Here is a 23,917-nt window from a genome sequence, read left to right as displayed (position 1 = left end):
GCAAGACCTGTCCCGTTCCGCGCCGGGTGTCATCCCCTGACGGCACGTAGCCTCTCCGACATGAGCGTCAGCACGCGACCGCTGCTCGAGCTGGGCGACGCCTACGCCACCGAACTGCCCCGGCTGTCGGTGCCGTGGACGGCCGCGCCGGCGCCGGCGCCCACCCTGCTGGCCCTCAACGAGGAACTGGCGGGCGAGCTGGGCGTCGACGCCGCGGCGTTGCGGGAACCGGCCGGCGTCGCGCTGCTCGTCGGCAACGAGGTCCCCGAGGGGGCGCACCCCGTCGCTCAGGCATACGCCGGGCACCAGTTCGGCGGCTACGTCCCGCGGCTGGGGGACGGGCGTGCGCTGCTGCTCGGGGAGCTCGTCGACGGCCGCGGCCGCCGCCGGGACCTGCACCTGAAGGGCTCCGGACGCACCCCCTTCGCGCGCGGCGGGGACGGGAAGGCCGCTGTCGGGCCGATGCTGCGCGAGTACGTCATGGGCGAGGCGATGCACGCGCTGGGCATCCCCACCAGCCGGGCCCTCGCAGTGGTCGCCACCGGGGACCGCGTCGTGCGGGAGACGGTGCTGCCGGGCGCGGTGCTCGCGCGGGTCGCGGCCAGCCACCTGCGCGTCGGCACGTTCCAGTACGCGGCCGCGTCCGGCGACGCGGCGCTCGTCCGCGCGCTCACCGACCACGCGATCGCGCGCCACCACCCCGAGGCCGCCGAGGCGCAGAACCCCGTCCTGGAGTTCTACCGGCTGGTCGTCGACGCGCAGGCATCCCTCGTCGCCCGCTGGATGCTGGTCGGGTTCGTGCACGGTGTCATGAACACCGACAACACGACGATCTCCGGCGAGACCATCGACTACGGGCCCTGCGCCTTCATGGACACGTTCGACCCCGCCACCGTGTTCAGCTCGATCGACCACGCCGGCCGGTACGCCTACGGCAACCAGCCGGGGATCGCGCAGTGGAACCTGGCGCGGCTGGGCGAGACGCTGGTGCCGCTCATCGACCCCGACCCCGACGCCGCGGTCGCGGCCGCCACCGAGGTCGTCACCTCGTTCGTCCCGCGGTACGAGGGCTACTGGGCCGACGGCATGGCCGCCAAGCTCGGCCTGGACGCGCCCGCGCCCGAGCTGGCCCGGGACCTGCTGGCGCTACTGCACGCCCAGCGCGTCGACCACACCACGTTCTTCCGGGCGCTGTCGTCGCACCTGCGGGGCGGGCAGCCGCGGTCGCTGTTCCCCGAGCCGGAGGCGTTCGACGCGTGGACCGCGCGGTGGGAGGCGCTGCTGCCCCGCGACCGCGACGCCGTGGCGGTGGCGATGGACCGGGTCAACCCCGTGCACATCCCGCGCAACCACCTGGTCGAGGAGGCGCTGACCGCGGCGACCGCGGGGGACATGGGGCCGTTCCAGCGCCTGGTCGAGGTCGTCACCGACCCGTTCACCGAGCGTCCGGGGCTGGAGCGCTACGCGGAGCCGGCACCCGCGGGCTGCGGCCCCCACGTCACCTACTGCGGCACCTGAGATGAGGATCGGCGGCGCGGACCTGACGTGACCTGGTACCGGGGCGACTGCCACGTGCATTCGGCGTACTCGTCCGGAGCCGACCTGTCGGCCGGGCAGATCGCGGCCGAGGCCCGTCGTGCGGGCCTGGACTTCCTCGCGAGCACCGAGCACAACACTCCCGCCGGGCACCGGCAGTGGGGTGCGCACACCGACGGGCTCGTGGTGGTCCTGGGCCAGGAGGTCACCACGGAGACGGGGCACTGGCTGGCGCTCGGCATCGAGCCGGGACAGGTCGTCGACTGGCGGTACCGCGTCCGCGACGACGTGATCGACCGGCACCTGGACGCGGTGCACCGGGCAGGCGGGCTCTGCGTGGCGGCCCACCCGCACGCGCCGTACGTCTCCGGCACGTTCATGTACCCCTACGAGGGGTTCGACGTGGTCGAGGTCTGGAACGGGCCGTGGACCTCGGACCGGCCCTGGCAGGCCGACAACGAGGCCGCGCTGGCCGAGTGGGGCCGCACCCTGGCCGCCGGCGTCCACCGCGGGCGGTGGATCCCCGCGATGGGCAACAGCGACGCCCACCTGGCGGGCCAGATCGGCACGCCGCACACCGTCGTGCGGGCCGAGGAGCTGAGCGCCGCGGCGGTGCTGGACGCCATCCGGGCGGGCCGGAGCTGGGTCGCCGGATCGGCCGCGGTCGACCTGTCGCTCACCGTCGCGGCAGGCGACCGCGTCGCCGGGATCGGGGACCGGTTGCCGACCCACGGTGAGCCGGTGCTGCTGCGGCTCGACGTGCGTGGTGTGCCCGACGGCACCGTCCGCGTCCACACCGACCGGGGCGCCGTGCACCGCAGCCCGTTGCCCGCGACCGGAGCCGGCACGGTCGAATGGGGGACGAGCGCGCGGGAGTCGGCATTCGTCCGCGTCGAGGTGCGGCACTCCGACGGCACCATGGCCGCGCTGACCAACCCGGTGGTCCTCAGGGGCGCAGCCGCACCAGGGCCGGGTCGAGCTGGTCGATCCGGGAGACGCCCAGCAGGTGCATCGTGCGCCTCAGCTCGCTCCCGAGGATCTCGATGACCTTGTCGACGCCCGCCTCGCCGCCCGCCATCAGCCCGTAGAGGTAGGGGCGGCCCACGAGGCAGGCCTTCGCCCCGAGCGCCACGGCGGCGGCGACGTCCGCGCCGGTGCGGACGCCGGAGTCGAGGAGGACGTCGAGCCGGTCGCCCAGTTCGGCGACGACCTCGGGCAGCACCTCCAGCGGCACCGGTGAGCGGTCCAGCTGGCGCCCGCCGTGGGCGGAGACGACCACGCCGTCGGCGCCGTGGTCCGCGGCCCTGCGGGCGTCCTCGACGGTCTGGATCCCCTTGAGCACCAGGGGGCCGTCCCACGCCTCGCGCACCATGGCGAGGTCGGCGAACGAGACGGCGGGGTCGAAGACACCGTCGATGAACGCGGCGTGCGCCTCGGGCTCGCCCGCGGGGATGGTCGCGAAGACCAGCTGCTCGGTGGTGAGGAGGTTCAGCCACCAGGCCGGGCGACGGGCGATGTCGAGGACGGTGCGCGGGGTGAGCTTGGGCGGCACCGAGAAGCCGTTGCGCACGTCCTTGCGCCGCTGCCCGGTGACCGGCGTGTCGACGGTGATCGCGAGGACGGAGTAGCCGGCCGCCTTGGCTCGGTGGATCAGCTCGACGGTCAGGCCGCGGTCGCGCATGACGTAGAGCTGGAACCACCGCTCCGCGTCCGGCCCGCCGACGGCGGCGACGTCCTCGATCGAGACCGTGCCCATCGTCGTCAGCGCGAAGGGGATCCCGGCGGTGGCCGCCGCACGGGCGGCGGCCCGCTCACCCTCGTGGTGGGACAGGCGGCAGAAGCCGGTCGGGGCGAGGACGACCGGCAGCGCCGACGGCCGCCCGAACAGCGTGGTCGACGGGTCGACCACGGCCGCCCCGCCGAGGACGCGCGGCCGGAACTCGACCCGGTCGAAGGCCTCGCGGGTGCGGCGGATCGTGAGCTCGTCCTCGGCGCCGCCGTCGACGAACTCGAAGACCGAACGCGGAACCCGGTGCCGCGCGGCGGCGCGGAGGTCCTCGACCGTGACGGCCCGCTGCAGCCTGCGCTGCCGGGCGGTCGGCCGGATCGGCTCGAACTGCAGCAGCGTCCGGACCTCGGACCACTTCGGCACGCGCCGGGCGACCTTCTGCCGCGGCGGGACGGTGCGGCCGGACCGGGCCGGCTGCGGGGCGGGCGCGGGGACCTCGGGAGTGGCGGGCGTGCGCGGGGGCGTCGTCATCGGCGTCCTCCTCGGGGACGGACGGGACGGGCTCGGCCGGTGCCGAGGATCATGCGCCGGTCGTGCGTTGTCGCTGGTAGTGGCGCGCCGCCTTGGCGCGGCTGCCGCAGCCGTCCATGGAACACCAGCGCCGAGTGCCGTTGCGGGAGGTGTCGTGGAAGAACAGGATGCAGGCCGGGTGGGCGCAGGGCCGGATCCGGTCCGGCCGGCAGCGCAGCAGGTCGAGGTAGTCGCGGACCGCACGCCAGGCGGGTAGCCAGGCGCTGTCGACGTCGTGGATCTCGCGCGGCGTCGCGTCGTGCAGCGCGTAGCGCGATGCCCCCCGGGCCAGGATCGCGTTCAGGTCGTCCTCGCTGTGGGGTCCGGGCTGCTCGAGCGCGCGCCGCAGGGCCGCGCGGGCCTGCCGCAACGGCTCCTCGGCCGACGCGGGATCACCCGGGAGGTCGTGCTCGCCGAGCCACGCGCGCACGCCTCCGGGTTCGTCGAACAGGTCCACCGCCTGACCCCGATCCACCCACTGGGTGTTCACCAGGTCCAGGGCGAGGGGCTCCCCTACCAGCGGCCGCTGCCTCATCCCCATCACCTTACCCCTGTCCGGCGTTTGACAGGTGAGTCCGTTCGGCTTACGTTCTTACCGTTCACTGCGACCACAGAGGTTAGAACCGCTGGATCGTTCCTCGCCGAGAAGGGACAACCACCATGGGGACGAGCGCACCCCGGACCGGCGCCGTCGCACCCGCCGTGTACCACCGCACCGCGGTCGTCGACGGGCGCACGGTCTACTTCCGGGAGGCCGGGGACCCGGCGGCGCCGACGGTGGTGCTGCTGCACGGCTTCCCCACGTCGTCGCACATGTTCCGGCGGCTGATCGTCGACCTCGCCGACGCCTACCACCTCATCGCTCCCGACCACCTGGGCTTCGGCTACTCCGACGCCCCGCCGGTGACCGAGTTCGACTACTCCTTCGACAACCTCACGCCCGTCACGCTCGGTCTGCTCGATGAGCTGGGGCTGGAGCGCTTCGCCCTCTACATCCAGGACTACGGGGCGCCGATCGGCCTCCGGATCGCCTCGCGCCGTCCGCAGGCGGTCACCGCCCTGATCGTGCAGTCGGGCAACGCCTACACCGAAGGGTTCACCCCGTTCTGGGACGTGCTGTTCGCCCACGCCGCGGACCGCGGCGGCAACGAGGCCGAGGTGCGCAAGCTCCTGGAGCCCGAGGCGACCCGGTGGCAGTACACCCATGGTGTTCCCGCGGACCGCCTCGACCGGCTCACCCCCGACACCTGGACGCTCGACCAGGCGCTGCTGGACCGTCCCGGCAACAAGGACGTCCAGCTGCAGTTGTTCTACGACTACCAGTTCAACCTGGACGCCTACCCGACCTTCCAGGAGTACCTCAGGGAGCACCGTCCTCCGACGTTGATCACCTGGGGAGAGCACGACGAGATCTTCGGTGCGGACGGAGCCCGGGCGTTCATCAAGGACCTGCCCGACGCCGAGCAGCACCTGCTCGACGCGGGCCACTTCGCCCTGGAGACGCACGGCGACGAGATCGCTGTGCTGATCCGCGACTTCCTCGGCCGCGTCCTGCGCTGACGACCGTCGCGACGCCACCCCCTGACCCGTACCGCGAGAGGACTCCCATGAGCACGGACGACCCCACCGCTGCCGAGCCGCCGCGCCACCCGCTGCCGCCGTTCACCGCGGAGACGGCGCGCACCAAGGTCCAGGCGGCCGAGGACGCCTGGAACACCCGCGATCCCCGACGGGTCGCCGCCGCCTACACGCGCGACAGCACCTGGCGCAACCGGTCCACCTTCCTCACCGGCCGGGACGAGATCGAGGCGTTCCTGACCGAGAAGTGGCGGCGGGAGCTCGACTACGCCCTGCGCAAGCAGTTGTGGGCGTTCCACGAGAACCGGATCGCCGTGCGGTTCCAGTACGAGTGGCACGACGACGCCGGCCGGTGGTGGCGCAGCTACGGCAACGAACAGTGGGAGTTCGACGAGCGCGGCTACATGAGCCGTCGCGAGGCCGGCATCAACGACGTCGCCATCACCGAGGACGAGCGCCGCATCCACGGCCCCCGGGCCCCGGGTGACGACGGCGGGATACCACTGCGCTGACGCCTCGGGCCGGCCGCACCGCCCGGGCGTGGTGAACGAGACGCCCCGCGTCCGGTCGGACATCATGCCGTGGCGGGTCGAGGAGCCGACCCTTCGACCGCAAGGCCGTCAACCGGCCGGAGGAGGAGTGAGAGGCATGGCGGACAACCCCTACAGCACGCTGTTCCGGCTCGACGGCAAGCGCGCGCTGCTGGTCGGAGCCGGTGGGATCGGACGCGAGGTCGCCCTCGCCCTCGCCGCGCACGGGGCCCGCGTCGTGTGCGCGGACCGGGACCCGGAGGCCGCCGGGGCGACCGCCGCGGCCGTCGACGGCGAGGCCGTGACGCTCGACGTCACCGACGCCGACGCGGTCGGGCGGGCGGCCGCGCAGCTCGGTGACGTCGACGTCCTCGTGCTCACGGCGGGCACCAACGTCCGCAAGCGGATCCTCGACTACGCGCCCGAGGAGTTCGACCGCGTCGTCGGGCTCAACCTCACCGCCACCTTCACCGTGCTGCAGGCCTTCGGGCGGGCCATGGTGCAGCGGGGGAGCGGGAGCATCGTCGTCTTCTCCTCCGTGCGCGGCCAGGTCGTCGAACCCGGGCAATCCGTGTACGCGGCGACCAAGGCCGGTGCGATCCAGCTGGTCAAGACGGCGGCGGCGGAGTTCGGCGAGGCCGGGGTGCGGGTCAACGCGGTCGCCCCCGGCGTGGTCGAGACGCCGCTGACCGCCCAGATCAAGGCCGACCCGGAGTGGTACCGCGCCTACGCCACCAAGGGCGCGCTCGGGCGCTGGGCCCGCCCCTCGGAGGTCGCCGGTGCGGTCGTGTTCCTCGCCTCCGAGGCCGCGAGCTACGTCACCGGCTCCACCGTCATGGTGGACGGCGGCTGGACGGCCGTGGACGGCCGGTTCACCCCGCCGACCTGAGCGCGGGCGCCGGTGCCGGTCAGCGGCCGTTCAGCGCGTCCGCCAGCGGACCGAGCGGCGGTGCCCATTCCCGGATCTCGGCGCGCGCGACCACGCCCGCCGTCGTGAACGGGTCGTCGTCCACGTACACCTGCACCGCGGCCTTGTCCTCGGCCCGGAAGACCAGCAGGCCGCCGGGCTCCTCGACCGGGGCCCAGGCGCCGGCCACGAGCAGCGCGCCCTCGTCGGCGAGGCCGCGCAGGTACTCCCGGTGCACGGGGCGCGTCTCGTCCCGCAGCGCGGCGTCGTCGGTGTAGGTGTAGAGGACGGCGAAGGTCGAGGCCATGGGCCGATCCTGCCATCCGGCGCACCCCCGAGGCCAAGATCCGCGGTATCGGTCGTCCATCGTCGTGCGGACGGCGATGAGCAACCGATACCGCGGATCTTGGTGCGGCGGCTCAGCTCGGCGTCACCTCGTCCCCGACGCGCACGACCCCACCGCGCACGACCTCGGCGTAGCAGCCCGCGCAGGGCAGCACCCCGAAGCCGGGCACGTCCACGCGGTTGGCGGTCATCAACGTCCGTACGGCGTGCGCGGCCCGGGGGAGCGGGCCGTGCTCGAGGGTGGGGACCGAGCAGCGCGGGGTCGGCAGCACGATCCGCAGCACCACCTCCCCGACGGCGATCTCGCGCCCGACCCAGTCGTTCTCGACGAACGGCGGCGTGCCCGGCGGCGTCTCCACGACGAGGTTCGGGCGGTAGCGGACCTGCTCGGCGCCGATCGCCTCCAGCGTCGCGCTGGTGATCAGGTGCACCGGGGCGTAGTCCACGAACGTCTCGCCGGGTGTGCCCTGCCCGATCTGCAGCGTGGCCGCGGGGACGACCGCGTCGACGCCCCGGTCCAGCACGTCCGCCGGGTCGGGGCGTTCGACGGTGGCGCCCTCCGGGCGCTCCGCGCTGACGCGGACCGCTCGACCGAGCCGGTCGGAGAGCCTGCCGTCGACGTCGTCGGCTCGCGCGTCGAGCGTCCACCCGGCGGGAGAGGTGATCACCACCCGTCCGTCGCGGACCTCCGCCGAGTGCGTGAGCAGGTCGCGCCACAGGCGCGGGTGCTTGGCGGTGGCGACGAGGCCGGTCACCTCGTCGATCACCGCGAGGCCGCGGTCGAGCGCGAGGCCGTCGGGCTCCACGCGCGCCTCGTCGAGGCGCTCGCCGAGCATGGACTTCACGGGGTAGCGCCACAGGGTCGTGATGCGCATCGGGTTCGCTCGCTCCTCCTTCATCGGTACTACGTCGTGGGCGAGCACCAGGGCTGGGCGTGCTCGGGGTCCTGCACGCCGGCGGACGGTGCGGCCTGCGCCCCGAGGCCCTTCGCGGCCGCGGCGGCCCGGACCGCCTCGATGACCAGTTGCAGGGACGGTCTGCGGGCGTCCCTGGTGCGGTAGGCGATCGAGACCGTCCGCATCACCGGTTCGGTCAGCGCCACGACGTCGACACCGGGTGGGCACAGGGAGAGCCCGAGGTCGGACACGAGGGTGACGCCGAGGCCCGCGGCCACCATCGCCAGCGCGGTGGTCTGCTCCCCGACCTCGTGGTTGATCGTGGGCTCGAACCCGCTGCGCTGGCAGGCGATCCGCACCGCCCGCCCGAAGTGCGACCGCGGGCCGGCCAGGATCCAGGGGTGCTCGGCCAGCTCCGGCAGGGACACGGTCGCCGCGGGCAGGGCGCCTGCGGGCACGGCGGCGTGCAGCCGTTCGACCGCGATCTCCGCCCGGGACAGGGCCGCGTCCCACGGCATGGCGTAGCTCGAGTAGTCGATCACGAAGGAGAAGTCGAGCGCGCCCTCCCGCACCGCGCCCGCGGTGTCCTCGGGTGCGAGCTCGCGGGTCCGGACCTGGATCCCGGGGTGCTCGGTGGCGAGCGCGGTGAGCGCCGAAGGCAGCAGGCCCGTGGCGACCGACGCCCACACGCCGGCCGTGAGCCGCACGGAGACCGTCTGCTGCGCCTCCTCGAGCGCCCGGGTGGCGCGCTCGACGGACCCGAGGATCTCCTCGGCGTGCTCGGCCAGCACCATCCCGAGCTCGGTGAGCTGGACGCGCCGGCCGAGCCGCTCGAACAGCGAGGCGCCGACGTCGCGCTCGAGCTGGGCGAGCTGCTGGGACACCGCCGAGGCCGTGTAGTGCATCGCGGTGGCGGCCGCCGTGACGGTGCCCCGACGATGCAGCTCCCGAAGCATCCGCAACCGCTGCAGCGAGAGCTCCACACGGCTCAGGGTAAGCAGTCGCGACTCGTGCTGTGTAGGAACCGTGAACGCCACCGTGCATGGTCCTTAACTGGACGCCGGCCTCGGGACCGGCGCACTCTGGGATCACCCGGGCGAGTACGCCGACGACCCGGATCCTCCGCGCACAGCAGCCGCGCACCGCGATGGTGCCGCGGCCGACGTGTGCTGCGCGGGGGCGTCCGGACGGTCGTGCCGGGCGGTGGTGGCAGGTCGAGTACGGGAGTGGAGGCGAGTCGAGTGACGACGATGCAGGACCCGATGGGGCCGGCCGGCGCGGAGGCGCTGCACGCGGTGCCGCAGGCGGGCGTTCCGGGTCCGCGGGACAGCGAGCCCCTGCTGCGCCTGACCTGGACCGACCCGGTCACCGGCGCCCACGGCTACCTCGTCGTGCACTCGCTGGTCTCCGGGCTGGCCACCGGCGGCACCCGGATGCGGGCCGGCGCCACCATGTCCGAGGTCGAGGACCTCGCGCGGGGGATGGCGGCGAAGACCGCGGTCTTCGACCTGCCCGTGGGCGGGGCGAAGGGCGGCATCGACTTCGACCCGAAGGACCCGCGCGCCGTCGAGGTCCTCGAACGGTTCTGCCAGGCCATGCGCCCCTGGCTGGACGCGCACTGGGTGACCGCGGAGGACCTGGGCGTGCCCCAGCACCTGATCGACGAGGTCTTCGCCCGGATCGGGCTCGGGCAGTCCTACCACGCCGCCATCCGCCGCTCCGCCGACCCGGAGCAGACTCTGCGCCGGGTGCGCGCCGGCCTGGACACCCCGGTGCCGGGCGGCCTGCTCGGCGACGTCATCGGCGGCTACGGCGTGGCGCAGGCCTGCCTCGCCGCCGCGGGCGCATGGGGCTGGCCCCTCCCCGACACCACAGTGGCCGTCCAGGGCATCGGGACGATGGGCGGCGGTGCCGCCTGGTACCTGCACGAGGCGGGCATGCGGGTCGTCGCCGTCGCCGACGCGGCCGGCACCCTGTACGACCCGGCCGGGCTGGACGTCCCGGCCCTGCTCGACCTGCGCGACGCCTACGGCGAGGTCGACCGCACGCGCCTGCCGGCCGGGGTCCGGCAGCTGCCGCGCACGGCGGTGATCGCCACGCAGGCCGACATCCTGGTACCCGCCGCCATCTCCTACGCGATCACCCCGGACAACTCCTACGACGTGGCCGCGCGCGTCGTCGTCGAGGCGGCCAACACCGCGACGACGCCGGAGGCCGAGGCCATGCTGGCCGGGCGGGGCATCCCCGTCATCCCGGACTTCGTGGCCAACGCCGGTGCCGCCGCGTGGGCGTGGTGGCTGCTGCTCGGGCAGGTCGGCACCGACCCCGAGGACTCGTTCCGCCGCCTGCGCACCGAGATGCGGAGCAAGGTCGCGCTGCTGCTGGACCGGTGGGACACCGACGGGGTGGCACCGCGCGAGACCGCGTGGGGCCTGGGTGCCGACCGGCGGAGCGCGCCGGCCGGGGGAGAGCCGGCAGCGGAGCTCGTCATCCCCTGACGCCACGTCGGGAGCGGATTCGCATGACGAACGGCACTTTCGTCGGTTAGGTACCGACGAGAGTGCCGTTCGTCCGGATGGGCCTGGGAACACGCTTCGGCAACCGTTGACGGTGTGGTTAGCCTAACTTCCGGAGCGTGGCCGTCCCCTTGCGCAGAGCCGCGGGTCATGTTTGGTTAGGAGAGCCTAGCCTCACCGACCGCGGGAGTAGCTCGTGCCACCGTTCGTCCCATCCGAACCGACCCTCGCTCTGGTGACGGGGGCGGCGCACGGGATCGGGGCCGCGGTGGCGCGCGCGTTCGCCGCCACCGGCGCGCCGGTCGCCCTGCTCGACCGGGACGAGGCGGTGCGCGAGGTCGCGGCGGAGCTCGGCGCCCCGGCGGTCGTCGCCGACGTCGGCGACGCCGAGGCGGTCGAGTCGGCGGTCGCGCACGTCGAGCACGAGGCCGGTCCGATCGGGGCGCTGGCGAACGTCGCCGGCGTCCTGCGCGGCGGGCCGGTGCTCGAGCTCGACGACGCCGACTGGCACACCTGCATCGCGGTCAACGCGACCGGCGTGTGGAACACCGGCCGGGCGGTCGGGCGGCGGATGCACCGGCGCCGCAGCGGCAGCATCGTCACCGTCGCGTCGAACGCCGCCGCCGTCCCGCGCACGGGCATGGCGGCGTACGCGGCGTCGAAGGCCGCGGCGGTCGCGCTGACGCGCTGCCTCGGGCTGGAGCTCGCGCCGCACGTGCGCTGCAACGTCGTGTGCCCCGGCTCCACCGACACCCCGATGCTGCAGGCCTCGCTGCCCGCGGGCGCGGGCACCGAGGCCGTGGTCGAGGGCGTCGCCGAGCAGTTCCGGGTGGGCATCCCGCTGGGTCGGATCGCCGCTCCCGCCGACGTCGCCGCGGCCGTGCTCTTCCTCTCCGGGTCCGCGGCGCGGCACATCACCCTGCAGTCGCTGACCGTCGACGGCGGCGCCGCGCTCGGCGCCTGATCCCCCTCCGGCGAAAGGAACACCTCACGTGTCCACTCCGGCCCTGGTCCGGCCGCGTCCCGAGCATCGCGCGGCCGATCTGCTGGCGGCCTACCTGCCGGGCTCGTTCTTCTACTCCTCGACGAGCGGCAGCCTGCTCGCCGACGGCGTGCACGCGCTGGTCGGCACCGGCGACGGACCGCGGGCCGACGCGGCCCGCGACGCACTGGCCGGTGCCGTCGCGGCGGGGGTCGACGACGCGGTGGTGGTCGGCGCGCTCGGCTTCGGGCCGGACGCGGAGGCGAGCCTCGTCGTGCCCGCGCTCGTCCGCCGCGCAGGCGCCCGCAGCGCCCAGCCCGCGCCGCCGCCACTGCCGGGCCGCTTCACGGTGCGGCGCCGGCCCGAGCCGCAGGGCTACGTCGACGGGGTGCGCCGCGCCCTGGGCCTGATCGCGGACGGCGCGCTGGAGAAGGTGGTGCTGGCCCGCGGCCTGGAGCTCACCGCGGACCGGGCGGTGCCGGTGCCGGCGCTGCTGGCCCGGCTGGTCGCGGCCGACCCGGCGGCGCACGCGTTCGCCGTCGACGTCACCGCCCCCGGCGACGCGGCGCCGCGCACGCTCGTCGGCGCGAGCCCCGAGCTGCTGGTCTCCCGGGACGGCGACGCGGTGCGCGCCAACCCGCTGGCCGGGTCCCTCCCGCGGGCCGGGGACGCGGCCGAGGACGCCCGCCGGATCGCGGCGCTGCGCGCATCGGACAAGGACCGCCGCGAGCACGCCCTGGTCACCGCGCAGGTGGCCGAGGTGCTCGGCCGGTTCTGCACCGACGTGGCGGTGCCCGCAGAGCCCGAGGTGCTGGGCACGGCGACGATGTGGCACCTGTCCAGCCCGGTCACCGGACGCCTCGCCGACCCCGCGGTGTCGTCGCTCGCGCTGGCCGAGGCCCTGCACCCGACGCCCGCGGTGTGCGGGACGCCGCTGGCGGCCGCGCGCGGCGCGATCGCCGAGATCGAGGGCGTGGACCGCGGCTACTACAGCGGCCTCGTCGGCTGGTGCGATGCCGACGGCGACGGCGAGTGGGCCGTGACGCTGCGCAGCGCGGAGGTCTGCGGCGACACGGTGCGGCTCTTCGCGGGCGCGGGCGTCGTCGCGGGGTCGGACCCGGACGCGGAGCTGGCCGAGACCGGCGCGAAGTTCCGCACCCTGCTGCGGGCGATCGGGCTGGAGGACGCATGAGAGGCCCGGACCACACGCCCTGGCCCCCCGACTTCGCCGCCCGCTACCGCGCGGCCGGGCACTGGCGCGGGCAGACGTTCGGCGCCCTGCTCACGGCGCTGGCGGCGGCCCACGCCGACCGGACCGCCGTCGTCGGGGAGGGCGCGCGCTTCAGCTACGCCGAGCTGGACGAGCGCGCGCACCGGCTCGCCGCCGGGCTCGTCGATCTGGGGGTGCGCCCCGGCGACCGGGTGGTGGTGCAGCTGCCCAACGTGCCGGAGTTCCTGCCGGTGGTGTTCGGGCTGTTCCGGGTGGGCGCATGGCCGGTGTTCGCGCTGCCCGCGCACCGCGACACCGAGCTGGTGCACTTCGCGGAGCAGGCCGAGGCCGTCGCGATCGTCACGGTCGACGCCCACGACCGGTACGACCACGCCGCGTTGGCGCGCCGGGTCGCCGACCGGGTGGCGTCGGTGCGCCATGTCGTCGTGCTGAGCGGAGCTTGCGGAGCGAACATCGGTGCTGTGGAGCCGCCTGCCGGGGCGCTCGCCCTCGACGAGCTGGGCCGGGCGCCGCGCGAGCTGCCCGACCCCGACCCGGCGGGCGTGGCGTTCCTGCAGCTCTCCGGTGGCAGCACCGGGCTGCCGAAGCTCATCCCGCGCACGCACGACGACTACCTCTACAGCGTGCGGGAGAGCGCCCGGATCTGCCGGCTCACCCCCGAGAGCGTCTACCTCGCCGCGCTCCCGGTGGCGCACAACTACCCGCTCAGCTCGCCGGGGGTGCTCGGGGCCCTGCACGCCGGTGCCACCTGCGTGCTCGCCCCGCGTCCCGATGCCGACACCGCGTTCCGGCTCATCGAGGCCGAGCGCGTGACGATCACGGGGGTGGTGCCGCCGCTCGCCGCCGCGTGGGTGCAGGCGGCCTCCCGCACCGAGCTGGACCTGTCGAGCCTGGAGGTGCTGCAGGTCGGTGGGGCGAAGTGCGGCGCCGAGCTGGCCGCGCGGATCGGGCCTGCGCTGGGCTGCGCGCTGCAACAGGTGTTCGGCATGGCGGAGGGCATGGTCAACTACACGCGCCTGGACGACCCCGCCGACGTCGTGCTCGTCACGCAGGGGCGGCCGATCTCGCTCGACGACGAGGTGCGCGTGGTCGACCCGCTGACGGACGAGGACGTGCCCGCGGGGGAGACCGGCGCCCTGCTCACGCGCGGGCCGTACACGATCCGCGGCTACTACCGCGCCGCCGCGCACAACGCCACCGCGTTCACGCCCGACGGCTTCTACCGCACCGGTGACCTCGTGCGCCGGTGCGCGTCGGGGCACCTCGAGGTCGTCGGACGCGTGAAGGACCAGATCAACCGGGGCGGGGAGAAGGTGGCGGCCGAGGAGGTCGAGAACCACCTCATGGCCCACCCGGACGTCCTCGACGCCGCCGTGGTCGGGGTGCCCGACGAGTACCTGGGCGAGCGCAGCTGCGCCTACGTGGTGCCCGTCGCCGGCGCCCGGCCCAGCGCCGGTGAGCTGCGGCGCTTCGTCCGCGAGCGCGGGGTGGCCGCGTTCACCGTGCCGGACCGGGTGCTCGTCGTCGACGCGTTCCCGGCCACCCCCGTCGGCAAGACCAGCAAGCGAGAGCTGCGCGCCGCGATCGCCCGGTCGCTGGTGCCCGGATCGAAGGAGAGGTGAGCAGCATGTCCCGGAACCGCGAGTCACTGCCCCGCATCGAGCCCTACCCGTTGCCGGACGCGACCGACGTCCCCGCCGGGCGTGTCGGGTGGCGGCCCGACCCCTCGCGGGCCGCGCTGCTCGTGCACGACATGCAGCGCTACTTCCTCGCCGCGTACGCGCCGGACGCGGAACCGCTGGCGAGCCTGATGCGCAACGTCGCCGCGCTCGTCGCGACCTGCCGCGAGCGCGGGGTGCCGGTGTTCTACACCGCGCAGCCCGGGCGGCAGGACCCCCGCGACCGGGGCCTGCTCACGGAGTTCTGGGGTGCCGGCATCGGTGCGGTGATCGACACCGACCCGCACGCCGCGGAGATCGTGGACGAGCTCGCGCCCGCCCCGTCGGACGTGCAGCTGACGAAGTGGCGCTACAGCGCGTTCCAGCGCAGCACGTTCACCGAGCAGCTCGCCGCGCGCGGGCGGGACCACCTGCTGATCACCGGCGTGTACGCGCACATCGGCTGCCAGACCACGGCCGTGGAGGCGTTCATGCGCGACGTGCGGCCGTTCCTCGTCGCCGACGGGGTCGCCGACTTCTCCCGCCGCCACCACGAGCAGGCGCTGGAGTACGTGGCGCAGCGCTGCGGGGTGGTCACCACGACGGCCGCGGTGCTCGAGGCGCTGGACGCGCGCGTGCCCGCCGGAGCGGCGCGGTGAACGCCGCGGGGAACGACCCGGTGCTCGCCCCCGAGCAGGTCCGCGCCGACGTCGCCGACCTGCTCGGCTGCGACCCGGCCGAGATCGACCCCGACGAGGACCTCCTCGACCGCGGCGTCGACTCGATCCGGTTGATGTCGCTGGTCGAGCAGTGGCGGCAGGCCGGCGCCACCGGGCTGGAGTTCGCCGACCTGGCCGAGCAGCCCGTGCTGCGGCACTGGGAGAAGCTGGTCGGAGGGGGAGCGTGAACCCCTTCGACGATCCGGACGGCACGTTCCGCGTGCTCGTCAACGACGAGGACCAGCACTCGCTCTGGCCGGAGTTCGCGCCGGTGCCCGCGGGCTGGCGCCCGGCCTTCGGGCCGGACACCCGCGCGGCGTGCCTGGAGTTCGTCGAGCAGCACTGGAGCGACCTGCGCCCGCGGAGCCTGCGCGCGGCGATGGGACACTGATGACCATGGCACGGGAACGGCACCTGGAGCGGATCGCCGAGGTCAGGGCGGGCACGAGCAGCGAGCGGGTTCCGTACCCGATCCACATCCGGGAGTGCGAGGTGCTCGGCGCCCGCATGCTGGGCTCGGCGCTGCTGCGCCTCACCCTCGGCGGCGACGGCGCGGCGGGCTTCGAGAGCCACGCGCCGTGCGAGCACGTCAAGCTGATCTTCCCCGACGAGCACGGCGAGCTGCGGCTGCCCGAGCCCGACGGGCTCAAGCTGCGGTGGCCGCGGCCCATGCCGGTGAGCCGCGAGTACACGGTGCGCCGCTACGACCCGGACGCCCGGGAGATCGACCTCGACATCGCGCTGCACGCCGGCGGGCTCGCGGCGGACTGGGCCACGACGGTCGCCCCCGGCGCCCGCGTGCACGTCGCAGGCCCGCCCGGCGGCGTCGTGGTGCCCGACAGCTACGACAGCTACCTGCTCGGTGGCGACATCACCGCCCTGCCGGCCATCGCCCGGCGTCTGGAGGAACTGCCGGCCACCGCGGCCGGGTGGACGTTCGTCGAGGTCGCCGACGGGTCCGAGGAGATCGAGCTCGTCGCGCCGGAGGGCGTCGCCGTCCGGTGGCTGCACCGCGGCACCGCGGCGCCCGGCACCAGCGACATCCTCGAACGCGCCGTCCGCACCGTGCAGGTGCCGCGCGGCGAGCGCGTCTTCGTGTGGCTGGCGGGCGAGGCGGGCGTGCTCAAGCCGCTGCGCCGCTGGGTGCGCGACGAGCTGGGCATCCCCCACGAGGACTGCGACATCACCGGCTACTGGAAGCGCGGCGTGACGAACTTCGACGAGGACCACAACGACGGCGAGGGCCACGGCCACGGCCACTGACGAGGCGAGCCCCCACCGAACCAACGGCACTCTCGTCGGCTAGGTAGCGACGAAAGTGCCGTTCGTCCGGTGTCACTCGCAGTGGCCCTGGGGAGGCGGGACGTCCAGGGCCGGGTTGCGGTCGAAGAAGCCCACCGGCTGCAGCAGGAAGCCCACGTGCTGCACCGGCATCACCGGCCAGTCCTCCAGCCGGGCCACGTGGTGCGAGCCGAACGTGTACCAGACCACGACGTCGGTGTCGGTGACGTCGCGGTCGGCCGCGGTCCAGCGGGGCAGGCCGTCGCCGCCGGAGTGCTGGTTGGGGTACTCGCCCGCGGCGTGCCGCTCGTGCTCGTCGTACGGGGTGACCCAGAGGTGGTGGGCCATGAACCCGGCCCGTCGCATGACGCTGGCCTCCGGCCGCACGAACGGCACCGTCGTGCCGTGCGGCTTGATCGCGTACCCGGTGGGCTCGCCGACGGCGTTGCGGGCCTCGGCGCTGCGCACCACCCAGTACCGGGCGCGGTCCAGGCTCACCCGCCGCTGCGCGGCCGACTCGGTCTCCAACCGGGTGGCGGTGGTGCGGAACGCGTTGCCCAGCGGGTTGTCCGGGCCGGGCGGGTCGGTCTCGGTGTCGATCTCGTAGACCGAGTTGGCAGTGCCGTCGACGTCGAAGTCCAGCCGCATGTTGAACACGTGCTGGTGGATCGGCGCGTAGAGGCCGTCGGCGTTGAGCAGCTGCCCGTGGGTCGGGGTGGTGCCGGGCGGCACGGCGCCGGTGGACATGATCCCGGTGAGCTTGACGTCGAACTCGATCGTGCCGTCCTGGTAGAGGTACCAGAAGAAGCCGTACTCGTAGTTGCCCACGGTGGCGACGAACGAGATCACCAGCCGGCGGGAGCGGCGGACCTCGACCTTCTCGGTGCGGAAGTCGGTGTGCTTCCACAGCAGGCCGTGGTCCTCCTCGTGCAGGCACACGGCGTTGGGGATCGTGAGCGGGTTCCCGTCGCCGTCGGCGAGCACGGCGTCGAAGTAGCGGATCTCGCCGAGGCAGTCGCAGCCCAGCTCGAGGGGGTTGGCGAGGGTGCCGATGTTGTACTCGCCGGCGTCGAACGCGTTCTTGCGCCGGTGCGTGGGAGCGGGGTCGCCGTAGGGCACCACCATCTCCGAGAGCGACGCGCGGTGCAGGACGGGGCGTTCCCGGCCGGCGTCGTCGTAGCGCACGGTGTGCAGGACCAGGCCCTCGCGCGGGGTGAACCCCACCCGGAAGCGCCACTTCTGCCAGCGCACCTCGTGCCCGTCCACGGCGAAGGACGTGCCGTCGGGCTGGGTGATCGAGATCGGCTTCAGGTCGGTGCGCGGCTCCACGTCCGCGGCCGTGTAGTTGCCGGGCTGCTGCGGCACGGGCACGACGCCGTGGTCCTCGAGCTTCGCCACCCGCCCGGCGAGGGTGTCGACGTAGACGACGAGGTTCTCGACGGGGTGCGCGTAGCCGTTGTCGTCGGGCCCGCCGATCTTGACCCAGACCAGGGCCCGCACCAGCCTGCCCTCGGTCTCGTCGCCGTAGTGGCCCGCCGACCACGGGTCCACCATCACGCCGCCGAACTCGGTGATGCCGCGCTCCCGCAGGGCCTCCTGCACGCCCGGGTCGGCCTTGACGATCTCCTCGCAGGCGAAGAACTCCTCGAGCAGCACTTGCGGCTGCACACCGGGCACGTGCTCCCAGCGCGTCACGGCCGAGTCGGTCAGCGACACGGTGGCCTCGTAGGTGCGCCCGTCGGCCCGGTCCAGCACGACCGCGGAGGCCTCGCGGGCGGTGGGGGTGCCGTCGGCGTCGAACGCCAGCACCGCGGCCTTCGGCGGCTCGTGCAGCACGAGCGAGACGAACCGGCACGTGGGGCCGGCGTGGCCGGTCTCGCGCAGCAACGCGGCTGCGGCCCCGACCTCGGCGGCCGACAACGGCTCCAGGGGATGCGTGACGGTGGTGGACGGACGCTGCTCGGTAGCGGTCACGAGAAGGCTCCTTCTCCGGGTTCGTCCCCACTGTCTCCCGCACCGGCCGGCGACACCACCCGCCGATCGGGCCGAAACCGGGTAACGAACCGCACGCCGATGCGGAGTCATCCAGGCGTCCGCGGTGATCCCCCCGGCTGCGGGCGCATCGGCCGGGGTCCGCCCCGGCCGGCGGCAGCACCCGCCCTGCCCGGGCGGGTGCTGTTCGTCGGGTCAGTACCCGATCGTGGAGGGGAGGCTCGGGGAGGAGGCCGGATCAGCCCAGGATGCGCTGCAGGCGCGGGGCGCGGCGCGGGGCGCTGGTGCGTTCGCGGATCGCTGCGCACAGCAGGCACGGCTGGCCGTCGGGCTCCACCATCGAGGCGGCGGTGATGCGGTGGCCGCAGAGCGCCTGGAAGTAGCCGTCGAGACGGCGGGCGGCCTCGGCGAGCTCGGCGTCGGGAACCTCGTGCGCGCGGCTGTCCACGCAGCAGGTCACGGTGATCGTGTCGACGGTACCCGGACCTGACCGATCGCCCCCGCTCATGGGAGTCAGTGTCCCCACTCCGGCTTGCGGATGCAAGCACGTCTGCAAGTACATTCGTCGCGTACATCTGTCGCGCCCATCTGGGATTGGCATCGGGGAGACGCACATGCAGCACATCGAGGACAACGGCATCGCCGCGGACGAGCTCGGTGCCGTGACCTGGCGCAAGAGCCGGGCGAGCAACCCGAGTGGTGACTGCATCGAGGTGGCGGCCCTGGCGAGCGGTGCGGTCGCGATGCGGAACTCGCGCGACCCGCACGGCCCCGCCCTCGTGTACACGCGGGCCGAGATCGCCGCCTTCCTCCGCGGGGCCAAGGACGGGGAGTTCGACGACCTGGCGGGCTGAGGCCGCGCACCGCGCCGTCACATGATCACGAGTTCGGCGCGTTCCCGGGCGGGATCCGCCCGGGAACGCGCCGAACGTCTGATCACATGAGCGGGCGCCTGCCCTACGCCTTGCGCGCGACCCCGCCCGCGTAGAGCGTATGCACCGGCCCGTCCACCCGGGTGTGCTCGTCGGGCCGCCAGTCGTTGGCGTACACCAGGCCCGGCTCCACCAGTTCCCAACCGCCGAAGTAGCTGCGCAGCTCGTCCCACGAGCGGAAGCGGCCCGAGCCGAGCCCGCCGTGCAGGAAGGCGCGCTCGAGCGCGAACGCGCGCGACTCGTCGTCGAAGAGGAAATGGGTGATGAGCAGGTGGCTGCCTGCGGCGAGCCGGTCGCGCACCGTGGCGACGACCGCCGCCGGGTCGTCGTCGTCGGAGAGGTGGTGCAGCACACCGCTCAGCAGCACCGCGACGGGCTCGTCGAGGTCGATCAGGTCGTTCGCGCCGAGCTGGTCGAAGATCGAGTCGGGCTTCCGCAGGTCGGCCGTGACCACCGTGGTGCGCTCGTCGGTGGCGAGCAGCGCCCGCGCGTGGGCCAGCACGACGGGGTCGTTGTCGACGTAGGCGATGCGCGTGCCCGGATCGACGGCGTGCGCGACCTCGTGCACGTTGCCGGCGCTCGGGAGCCCGGAGCCGACGTCGACGATCTGGCGGATGCCGGCCTCGCCCACCAGGTACTCCACCCCGCGGCGCAGGAAGCTGCGGTTGTCCTTGGCGATCTCGGCGGCCTCGGGGACGACGTTGAGCAGGGCGTTCGCGGCGCGCCGGTCGACGTCGAGGTGCTCCTTGCCGCCCAGCAGGTAGTCGTACACGCGGGCGATGGAGGGGCGGGAGAGGTCGACATCGGAGGACGCCGGCACCTGGTCGTCCACGCAACCCTCCTCCGGCGGCCCGTCCCGGCCGCCCCCGTCCGATGTGCGCGCCGACAGTAGCGTGATCGTCGCGCTACGGGAAGCCGCGCGGTGAGCGCTTACCGACGTAGTGTCGAGCCGTGGATGTCGCCGCCCTGCTGACCGACTCGTACTCGCGCATCGGGGAGGAGGTGCACGCCGCCGTCGAGGGGTTGTCCGCGGAGCAGCTCGCCTTCCGCGTGGACCCGCAGGCCAACTCCATCGGCTGGCTCGTCTGGCACCTCACCCGCGTCCAGGACGACCACGTGGCCGGTGTCGCAGGCACCGAGCAGGTGTGGACCGCGCAGGGCTTCGCCGAGCGCTTCGCGCTGCCCTTCGGAGTCGGCGCGATCGGCTACGGGCACTCCTCCGACGAGGTGGCCGCGGTGCGGGTGGGGTCCCCGGAGCTGCTCACCGACTACTACGACGCCGTGGCCGCGGCCAGCCTCGACTACATCGGCCGGCTGACCGGGACCGACCTCGACCGCGTGGTCGACGAGGCGTGGGACCCGCCCGTCACCCTGGGCGTCCGGCTGGTGAGCGTGGTGGACGACTGCGCGCAGCACGCCGGGCAGGCCGCGTTCGTCCGCGGGATCCTGCAGCGCCGCTGACCCGTGCGGTCAGCCCGGCGGGAGGGTGCGGTGCAGCAGGGCCGCCGCGCCCGGCCAGTCCAGGGCCAGCACCTGCGCCGCGCGGTCCGCGCCGACGCAGTCGGTGACCTTCCGGGCGAGGTCCTCCTCGGTCGGCGGGCGCAGCGGGTGGCCGTCGGGCACGTCGAGGCGGGCCTCGTCGCTCGTGCCGTCGGCGTGCTCGCGCACGATCAGCACGTCGCCGTCGAGGATCCCGGTGCCACCGGCCGGCGCGTCGACCTCGACGCAGCCGACGAGCCGCTGCGCCGCGGGCCGGGTGACGGCGGCGTCGGTGAAGCTCGCGGCGCCGGGGAAGCCGTCCAGCAGCGCGGTCGCCACGGCGTACTGCAGGGAGAACTTGCCCTCCAGGCCGGTCCGCGGCCGGTCGTGGATCAGCGGCTGCAGCGCGGCGGCCGGGGTGCGCACCCGCAGGCGCGTCACCTCCTCGACCGGCACGGGCGGCAGCGCGCGGGCGGCGGAGATCGGGCGCTGCAGCGCGTAGCAGCAGGGGTGGAGCTTGATCGCGAGCCCTTCGGGGACGAGCGGCCCGGCCAGCTGCACCTCGCCCGAACCGCCGACGAGGTCGAACCAGAGGTCGAGCGCTGCCGGGTCGGCCGAGGCCCCGGCGGCGGCCAGGTGCGCGGCGCGCACGCCCGCCGCCGCGGCGAACCCCACCTGCAGGGACTTCGCGGCGGTGCCGAACGCGCGCTGCACCCCGCCCGCGGCCGGCACCGCCAGCGCCATCGCCCGTGCGAGCCGCCCGGCGTCCAGGCCGAGGGAGAGCCCGGCGGCCACGGCGGCGGCCGGCGCGCCCGCGGTGCAGGTGGCGTGCCAGCCCGACCGGTAGTGCTCCCAGCCCAGCGCCGCGCCGAGGCGGGCCATCACGCCCGCGGCGGCGAGGTACTCCCGCGCGCCGCCGCCGCAGGCCAGGGTGGCGGCCGTGCACACCACGCTGACGTGCGAGGTCGAGGGCAGGTGCACGTCGTCGAAGTCCAGGACGTGCCCGACCGCGGCCCAGCGCAGCGCCGCGTCCGACCCGGCGGTGAAACCGGCGACCGGGTCGTCCACCGCGGCGAGGGTGACGGCCACGGTGTCGACCAGCGAGCGCCGGGCCAACTCGAGGTCGGCGTCGCCGGGGCGCACGTCGCACGCCCAGTCGGCCAGCTCGGCGATGCGGGCGCTCATGAGAGCAGCCCCGGCAGGAACGTGGCGATCTGCGGAAAGGCGATCATGATGACCAGCAGGAGCCCTTCGATGGCGACGTAGGGCGCGATGCCCCGGAAGATGTCGGCGAGGTCGAGCTCGGGGACCACCGACTTCATCGTGTAGAGGTTCAGCCCGACCGGCGGCGTGATCACCGCGATCTCGAGGTTCACGACCAGCAGCACGCCGAACCACAGCGGGTCGTAGCCCAGCTCGCTGATCGCGGGCACCAGGATCGGCGTCACGACCAGCAGCAGCGACGCGGCGTCCACCAGGCACCCGAGCAGCACCAGCACCAGCATGATCCCGATCATGATGACGGTGGGCGGGACGTCGAGCCCGACGATGAACGCGGTGAACGCGTCCGGCACCCGGGCCAGCACCAGCATCTGCGTGAACACGAAGGCCGCGCCGACGATCGCGAGGATGGCCGCGGTGACCTGCGCCGTCGAGACGAAGATCCGCTTGAGGTTCGCCCAGCCGAGCTTGTGGTAGATCGCGCCGGTGACGACGAACGCCGCGAGCGCGCCGACCGCGGCCGCCTCGGTGGGCGTCGCGATCCCGGTGTAGATCGAGCCCAGCACGAGCAGGATCAGCAGCAGCGCGGGGGAGATCCTCCCCAGCGCGACGAGCCGCTCGCGCCAGGTGAAGCGGTCGGGGTCGACCGGCGCGTCGGCGGGCGAGAGCTTCGCGCGCACCACGACGTAGGTGATCATCATGGCGGCGAGCAGCAGCCCGGGGATCAGCCCGCCGGCGAACAGGTCCGCCACGCTCTCGCCGGTCACCGACGAGTACAGGATGAACATCAGGCTCGGCGGGATCAGCATCGCGAGCGCCCCGGACGCCGCGACGGTGCCGCTCGCGAACGCCGGCTTGTAGCCGCGCTCCAGCATCTCGGGCACGGCCATCCGGCCGATCACCGCGACCGAGGAGATGCTCACCCCGGACATCGCGCCGAAGATCGTCGACGATCCCACCGCCGACGCCCCCAGGCCGCCGGGCACCCGGTTGAACCAGCGGTGCGCGGCACCGAACAGGTCCCGGCCCAGCCCGCTGACGGCCAGTGCCTCGCCGAGCAGGATGTAGAGCGGCGCCGCGACGAGCGCGTACTCCTGCAGCTGGGAGACCAGCGCCAGCGGCACGAGCTCCACGCCGGTGAACCCGCCCATGCCCAGCAGGCCGGCGACGCCGGCCACGCCGAGCGCCACGAAGATCGGCGTCCGCAGCGCGATGAGCACCAGCAGCAGCGCCACCGCGAGCGCGACGACCACACCATCGGCGATCATCAGGCCACCCCCTGCGCATCGGCGCGGGCGTCGACGTCACCGGGCACGGCGGCCGGAGCGTGCGCGTCCGGGGGAGTGGCCGGGAACAGCAGCGCCACCAGGACGAGGAACACTCCTGAGACGCCCAGGACGGCATCGGGCACCCACAGCGGGATGTTGAACGTGCCGGCACCGATGAGACCGCCCGCCCAGGCGACCGCCATGGAGTGGAACGCGGTGACGGCGAGCACCAGCCCGAGGAACGCCGTCGCCACCGTCGTCACCGCGTCGGCGGCCCGGCGCGCGCCCGCGGGCAGGGCGCGGTGCAGCAGGTCCATCGAGATGTGGTTGCCCGTCGCGTACAGGTGCGGCACCGCGAGGACCGTCGCGACGAGGACACCGGCGGAGTTGAGCGGGTAGGCCCAGTCGGTGGGGGCGACGAACGCGTAGCGCATCACCACGTCGTAGCTGATCGTCAGCATCATCACCCCGACGACGACCATCGCGACGACGGCCATCGCCCAGGTGCAGGCCAGCACGGCCCGGCGGATTCCATCCACGGTTCCTC

The 23,917-nt window shown here is 74.1% G+C and carries 26 protein-coding genes; 15 read left to right on the top strand and 11 right to left on the bottom strand.

The annotated features are described in order from the left end of the window. Positions 1 to 60 precede the first annotated feature (60 nt). On the top strand, positions 61 to 1,518 hold the full coding sequence (locus FB558_RS05030) for a protein adenylyltransferase SelO (RefSeq protein WP_142048559.1): 1,458 nt from the start codon (positions 61 to 63) through the stop codon (positions 1,516 to 1,518). A gap of 27 nt (positions 1,519 to 1,545) precedes the next feature. Continuing rightward, entirely contained in the window at positions 1,546 to 2,583 is a 1,038-nt protein-coding gene (locus FB558_RS05025; protein ID WP_170231191.1) for a CehA/McbA family metallohydrolase, read from the top strand. On the opposite strand, the gene FB558_RS05020 is transcribed toward FB558_RS05025, so the two are convergent. Continuing rightward, a complete protein-coding gene (locus FB558_RS05020; RefSeq protein ID WP_142048557.1) occupies positions 2,483 to 3,796 on the bottom strand; it encodes an alpha-hydroxy acid oxidase in 1,314 nt (437 codons plus the stop codon). The genes FB558_RS05025 and FB558_RS05020 overlap by 101 nt on opposite strands. A gap of 49 nt (positions 3,797 to 3,845) precedes the next feature. After that, positions 3,846 to 4,370 carry a CGNR zinc finger domain-containing protein gene (locus FB558_RS05015; protein WP_142048555.1) on the bottom strand — a complete coding sequence of 175 codons (525 nt, stop codon included), beginning with the start codon at positions 4,368 to 4,370 and terminating at the stop codon, positions 3,846 to 3,848. Between the two features lie 125 nt (positions 4,371 to 4,495). Between FB558_RS05015 and FB558_RS05010 the strand changes: the two genes are divergently transcribed. The 3 genes from FB558_RS05010 (at position 4,496) to FB558_RS05000 (ending at position 6,832) form a co-directional block, all read left to right on the top strand. Beyond that, the gene (locus FB558_RS05010) at positions 4,496 to 5,395 is read left to right on the top strand and encodes an alpha/beta fold hydrolase (protein ID WP_142048553.1); all 900 of its coding nucleotides are present in this window, start codon (positions 4,496 to 4,498) and stop codon (positions 5,393 to 5,395) included. Positions 5,396 to 5,442: 47 nt separating this feature from the next. Continuing rightward, positions 5,443 to 5,925, top strand: a complete 483-nt coding sequence (locus FB558_RS05005) for a nuclear transport factor 2 family protein (protein ID WP_142048551.1) — start codon at positions 5,443 to 5,445, stop codon at positions 5,923 to 5,925. Positions 5,926 to 6,061: 136 nt separating this feature from the next. Next, positions 6,062 to 6,832: an SDR family NAD(P)-dependent oxidoreductase gene (locus tag FB558_RS05000; protein ID WP_142048549.1), complete on the top strand. Its 771-nt coding sequence runs from the start codon at positions 6,062 to 6,064 to the stop codon at positions 6,830 to 6,832. Positions 6,833 to 6,851: 19 nt separating this feature from the next. On the opposite strand, the gene FB558_RS04995 is transcribed toward FB558_RS05000, so the two are convergent. The 3 genes from FB558_RS04995 to FB558_RS04985 form a co-directional block, all read right to left on the bottom strand. Then, complete coding sequence (locus tag FB558_RS04995; protein WP_142048547.1) at positions 6,852 to 7,157, bottom strand: YciI family protein; 306 nt, start codon at positions 7,155 to 7,157, stop codon at positions 6,852 to 6,854. A gap of 112 nt (positions 7,158 to 7,269) precedes the next feature. Next, entirely contained in the window at positions 7,270 to 8,070 is an 801-nt protein-coding gene (locus FB558_RS04990) for an MOSC domain-containing protein (RefSeq protein ID WP_142048545.1), read from the bottom strand. Positions 8,071 to 8,099: 29 nt separating this feature from the next. Next, positions 8,100 to 9,074, bottom strand: a complete 975-nt coding sequence (locus FB558_RS04985; protein WP_142048543.1) for a LysR family transcriptional regulator — start codon at positions 9,072 to 9,074, stop codon at positions 8,100 to 8,102. A 258-nt stretch (positions 9,075 to 9,332) separates the two neighbouring features. Between FB558_RS04985 and FB558_RS04980 the strand changes: the two genes are divergently transcribed. From FB558_RS04980 to FB558_RS04945, 8 genes are all read left to right on the top strand, one after another. Further along, positions 9,333 to 10,589, top strand: a complete 1,257-nt coding sequence (locus FB558_RS04980) for a Glu/Leu/Phe/Val dehydrogenase dimerization domain-containing protein (protein ID WP_425467967.1) — start codon at positions 9,333 to 9,335, stop codon at positions 10,587 to 10,589. A 253-nt stretch (positions 10,590 to 10,842) separates the two neighbouring features. Beyond that, positions 10,843 to 11,571, top strand: a complete 729-nt coding sequence (locus tag FB558_RS04975) for an SDR family oxidoreductase (protein ID WP_246106257.1) — start codon at positions 10,843 to 10,845, stop codon at positions 11,569 to 11,571. Between the two features lie 28 nt (positions 11,572 to 11,599). Continuing rightward, entirely contained in the window at positions 11,600 to 12,781 is a 1,182-nt protein-coding gene (locus tag FB558_RS04970) for an isochorismate synthase (RefSeq protein WP_142048539.1), read from the top strand. Further along, positions 12,778 to 14,442, top strand: a complete 1,665-nt coding sequence (locus FB558_RS04965) for a (2,3-dihydroxybenzoyl)adenylate synthase (protein ID WP_142048537.1) — start codon at positions 12,778 to 12,780, stop codon at positions 14,440 to 14,442. Before FB558_RS04970 ends, FB558_RS04965 begins: the two co-directional genes overlap by 4 nt. A 5-nt stretch (positions 14,443 to 14,447) precedes the next feature. Further along, positions 14,448 to 15,137: an isochorismatase family protein gene (locus FB558_RS04960; RefSeq protein WP_142048535.1), complete on the top strand. Its 690-nt coding sequence runs from the start codon at positions 14,448 to 14,450 to the stop codon at positions 15,135 to 15,137. Continuing rightward, complete coding sequence (locus tag FB558_RS04955) at positions 15,134 to 15,385, top strand: phosphopantetheine-binding protein (RefSeq protein ID WP_246106256.1); 252 nt, start codon at positions 15,134 to 15,136, stop codon at positions 15,383 to 15,385. Before FB558_RS04960 ends, FB558_RS04955 begins: the two co-directional genes overlap by 4 nt. Beyond that, positions 15,382 to 15,588, top strand: a complete 207-nt coding sequence (locus FB558_RS04950) for an MbtH family protein (protein WP_281288552.1) — start codon at positions 15,382 to 15,384, stop codon at positions 15,586 to 15,588. Before FB558_RS04955 ends, FB558_RS04950 begins: the two co-directional genes overlap by 4 nt. Positions 15,589 to 15,593: 5 nt before the next feature. Further along, positions 15,594 to 16,460, top strand: coding sequence for a siderophore-interacting protein (locus tag FB558_RS04945; protein ID WP_425467966.1), 867 nt, complete (start codon positions 15,594 to 15,596; stop codon positions 16,458 to 16,460). A gap of 72 nt (positions 16,461 to 16,532) precedes the next feature. Here FB558_RS04945 and FB558_RS04940 read toward each other — a convergent pair whose 3' ends face one another. Both FB558_RS04940 and FB558_RS04935 read right to left on the bottom strand, forming a co-directional pair. Continuing rightward, a complete protein-coding gene (locus tag FB558_RS04940; protein ID WP_246106255.1) occupies positions 16,533 to 18,452 on the bottom strand; it encodes a primary-amine oxidase in 1,920 nt (639 codons plus the stop codon). Positions 18,453 to 18,708: 256 nt separating this feature from the next. Further along, the gene (locus FB558_RS04935) at positions 18,709 to 18,978 is read right to left on the bottom strand and encodes a hypothetical protein (RefSeq protein WP_142048529.1); all 270 of its coding nucleotides are present in this window, start codon (positions 18,976 to 18,978) and stop codon (positions 18,709 to 18,711) included. A gap of 106 nt (positions 18,979 to 19,084) precedes the next feature. Here FB558_RS04935 and FB558_RS04930 point away from each other — a divergent pair, with 106 nt between their 5' ends. Then, a complete protein-coding gene (locus FB558_RS04930) occupies positions 19,085 to 19,324 on the top strand; it encodes a DUF397 domain-containing protein (protein ID WP_142048527.1) in 240 nt (79 codons plus the stop codon). Between the two features lie 103 nt (positions 19,325 to 19,427). Here the strand turns inward: FB558_RS04930 and FB558_RS04925 are convergent, their stop codons facing one another. Further along, positions 19,428 to 20,234, bottom strand: a complete 807-nt coding sequence (locus tag FB558_RS04925; protein WP_142048525.1) for an SAM-dependent methyltransferase — start codon at positions 20,232 to 20,234, stop codon at positions 19,428 to 19,430. 119 nt (positions 20,235 to 20,353) lie between these two features. Between FB558_RS04925 and FB558_RS04920 the strand changes: the two genes are divergently transcribed. Further along, positions 20,354 to 20,863, top strand: coding sequence for a mycothiol transferase (locus tag FB558_RS04920; RefSeq protein WP_142048523.1), 510 nt, complete (start codon positions 20,354 to 20,356; stop codon positions 20,861 to 20,863). 9 nt (positions 20,864 to 20,872) lie between these two features. On the opposite strand, the gene FB558_RS04915 is transcribed toward FB558_RS04920, so the two are convergent. From FB558_RS04915 to FB558_RS04905, 3 genes are read right to left on the bottom strand one after another with little or no spacing between them, the layout of a single operon-like run. Further along, a complete protein-coding gene (locus FB558_RS04915; RefSeq protein WP_142048521.1) occupies positions 20,873 to 22,066 on the bottom strand; it encodes an MmgE/PrpD family protein in 1,194 nt (397 codons plus the stop codon). Continuing rightward, positions 22,063 to 23,370 (bottom strand): TRAP transporter large permease, encoded by a 1,308-nt coding sequence (locus tag FB558_RS04910; protein ID WP_211366094.1) that lies wholly within the window; start codon positions 23,368 to 23,370, stop codon positions 22,063 to 22,065. The genes FB558_RS04915 and FB558_RS04910 overlap by 4 nt, the downstream gene beginning before the upstream one ends. Beyond that, the gene (locus FB558_RS04905; RefSeq protein WP_142048519.1) at positions 23,370 to 23,909 is read right to left on the bottom strand and encodes a TRAP transporter small permease; all 540 of its coding nucleotides are present in this window, start codon (positions 23,907 to 23,909) and stop codon (positions 23,370 to 23,372) included. Before FB558_RS04905 ends, FB558_RS04910 begins: the two co-directional genes overlap by 1 nt. Positions 23,910 to 23,917: the final 8 nt, after the last annotated feature.

It is taken from the genome of Pseudonocardia kunmingensis (genome assembly GCF_006716445.1).
Lineage (GTDB): Bacteria > Actinomycetota > Actinomycetes > Mycobacteriales > Pseudonocardiaceae > Pseudonocardia > Pseudonocardia kunmingensis.
This window is presented reverse-complemented; position numbering and strand designations above follow the sequence as displayed.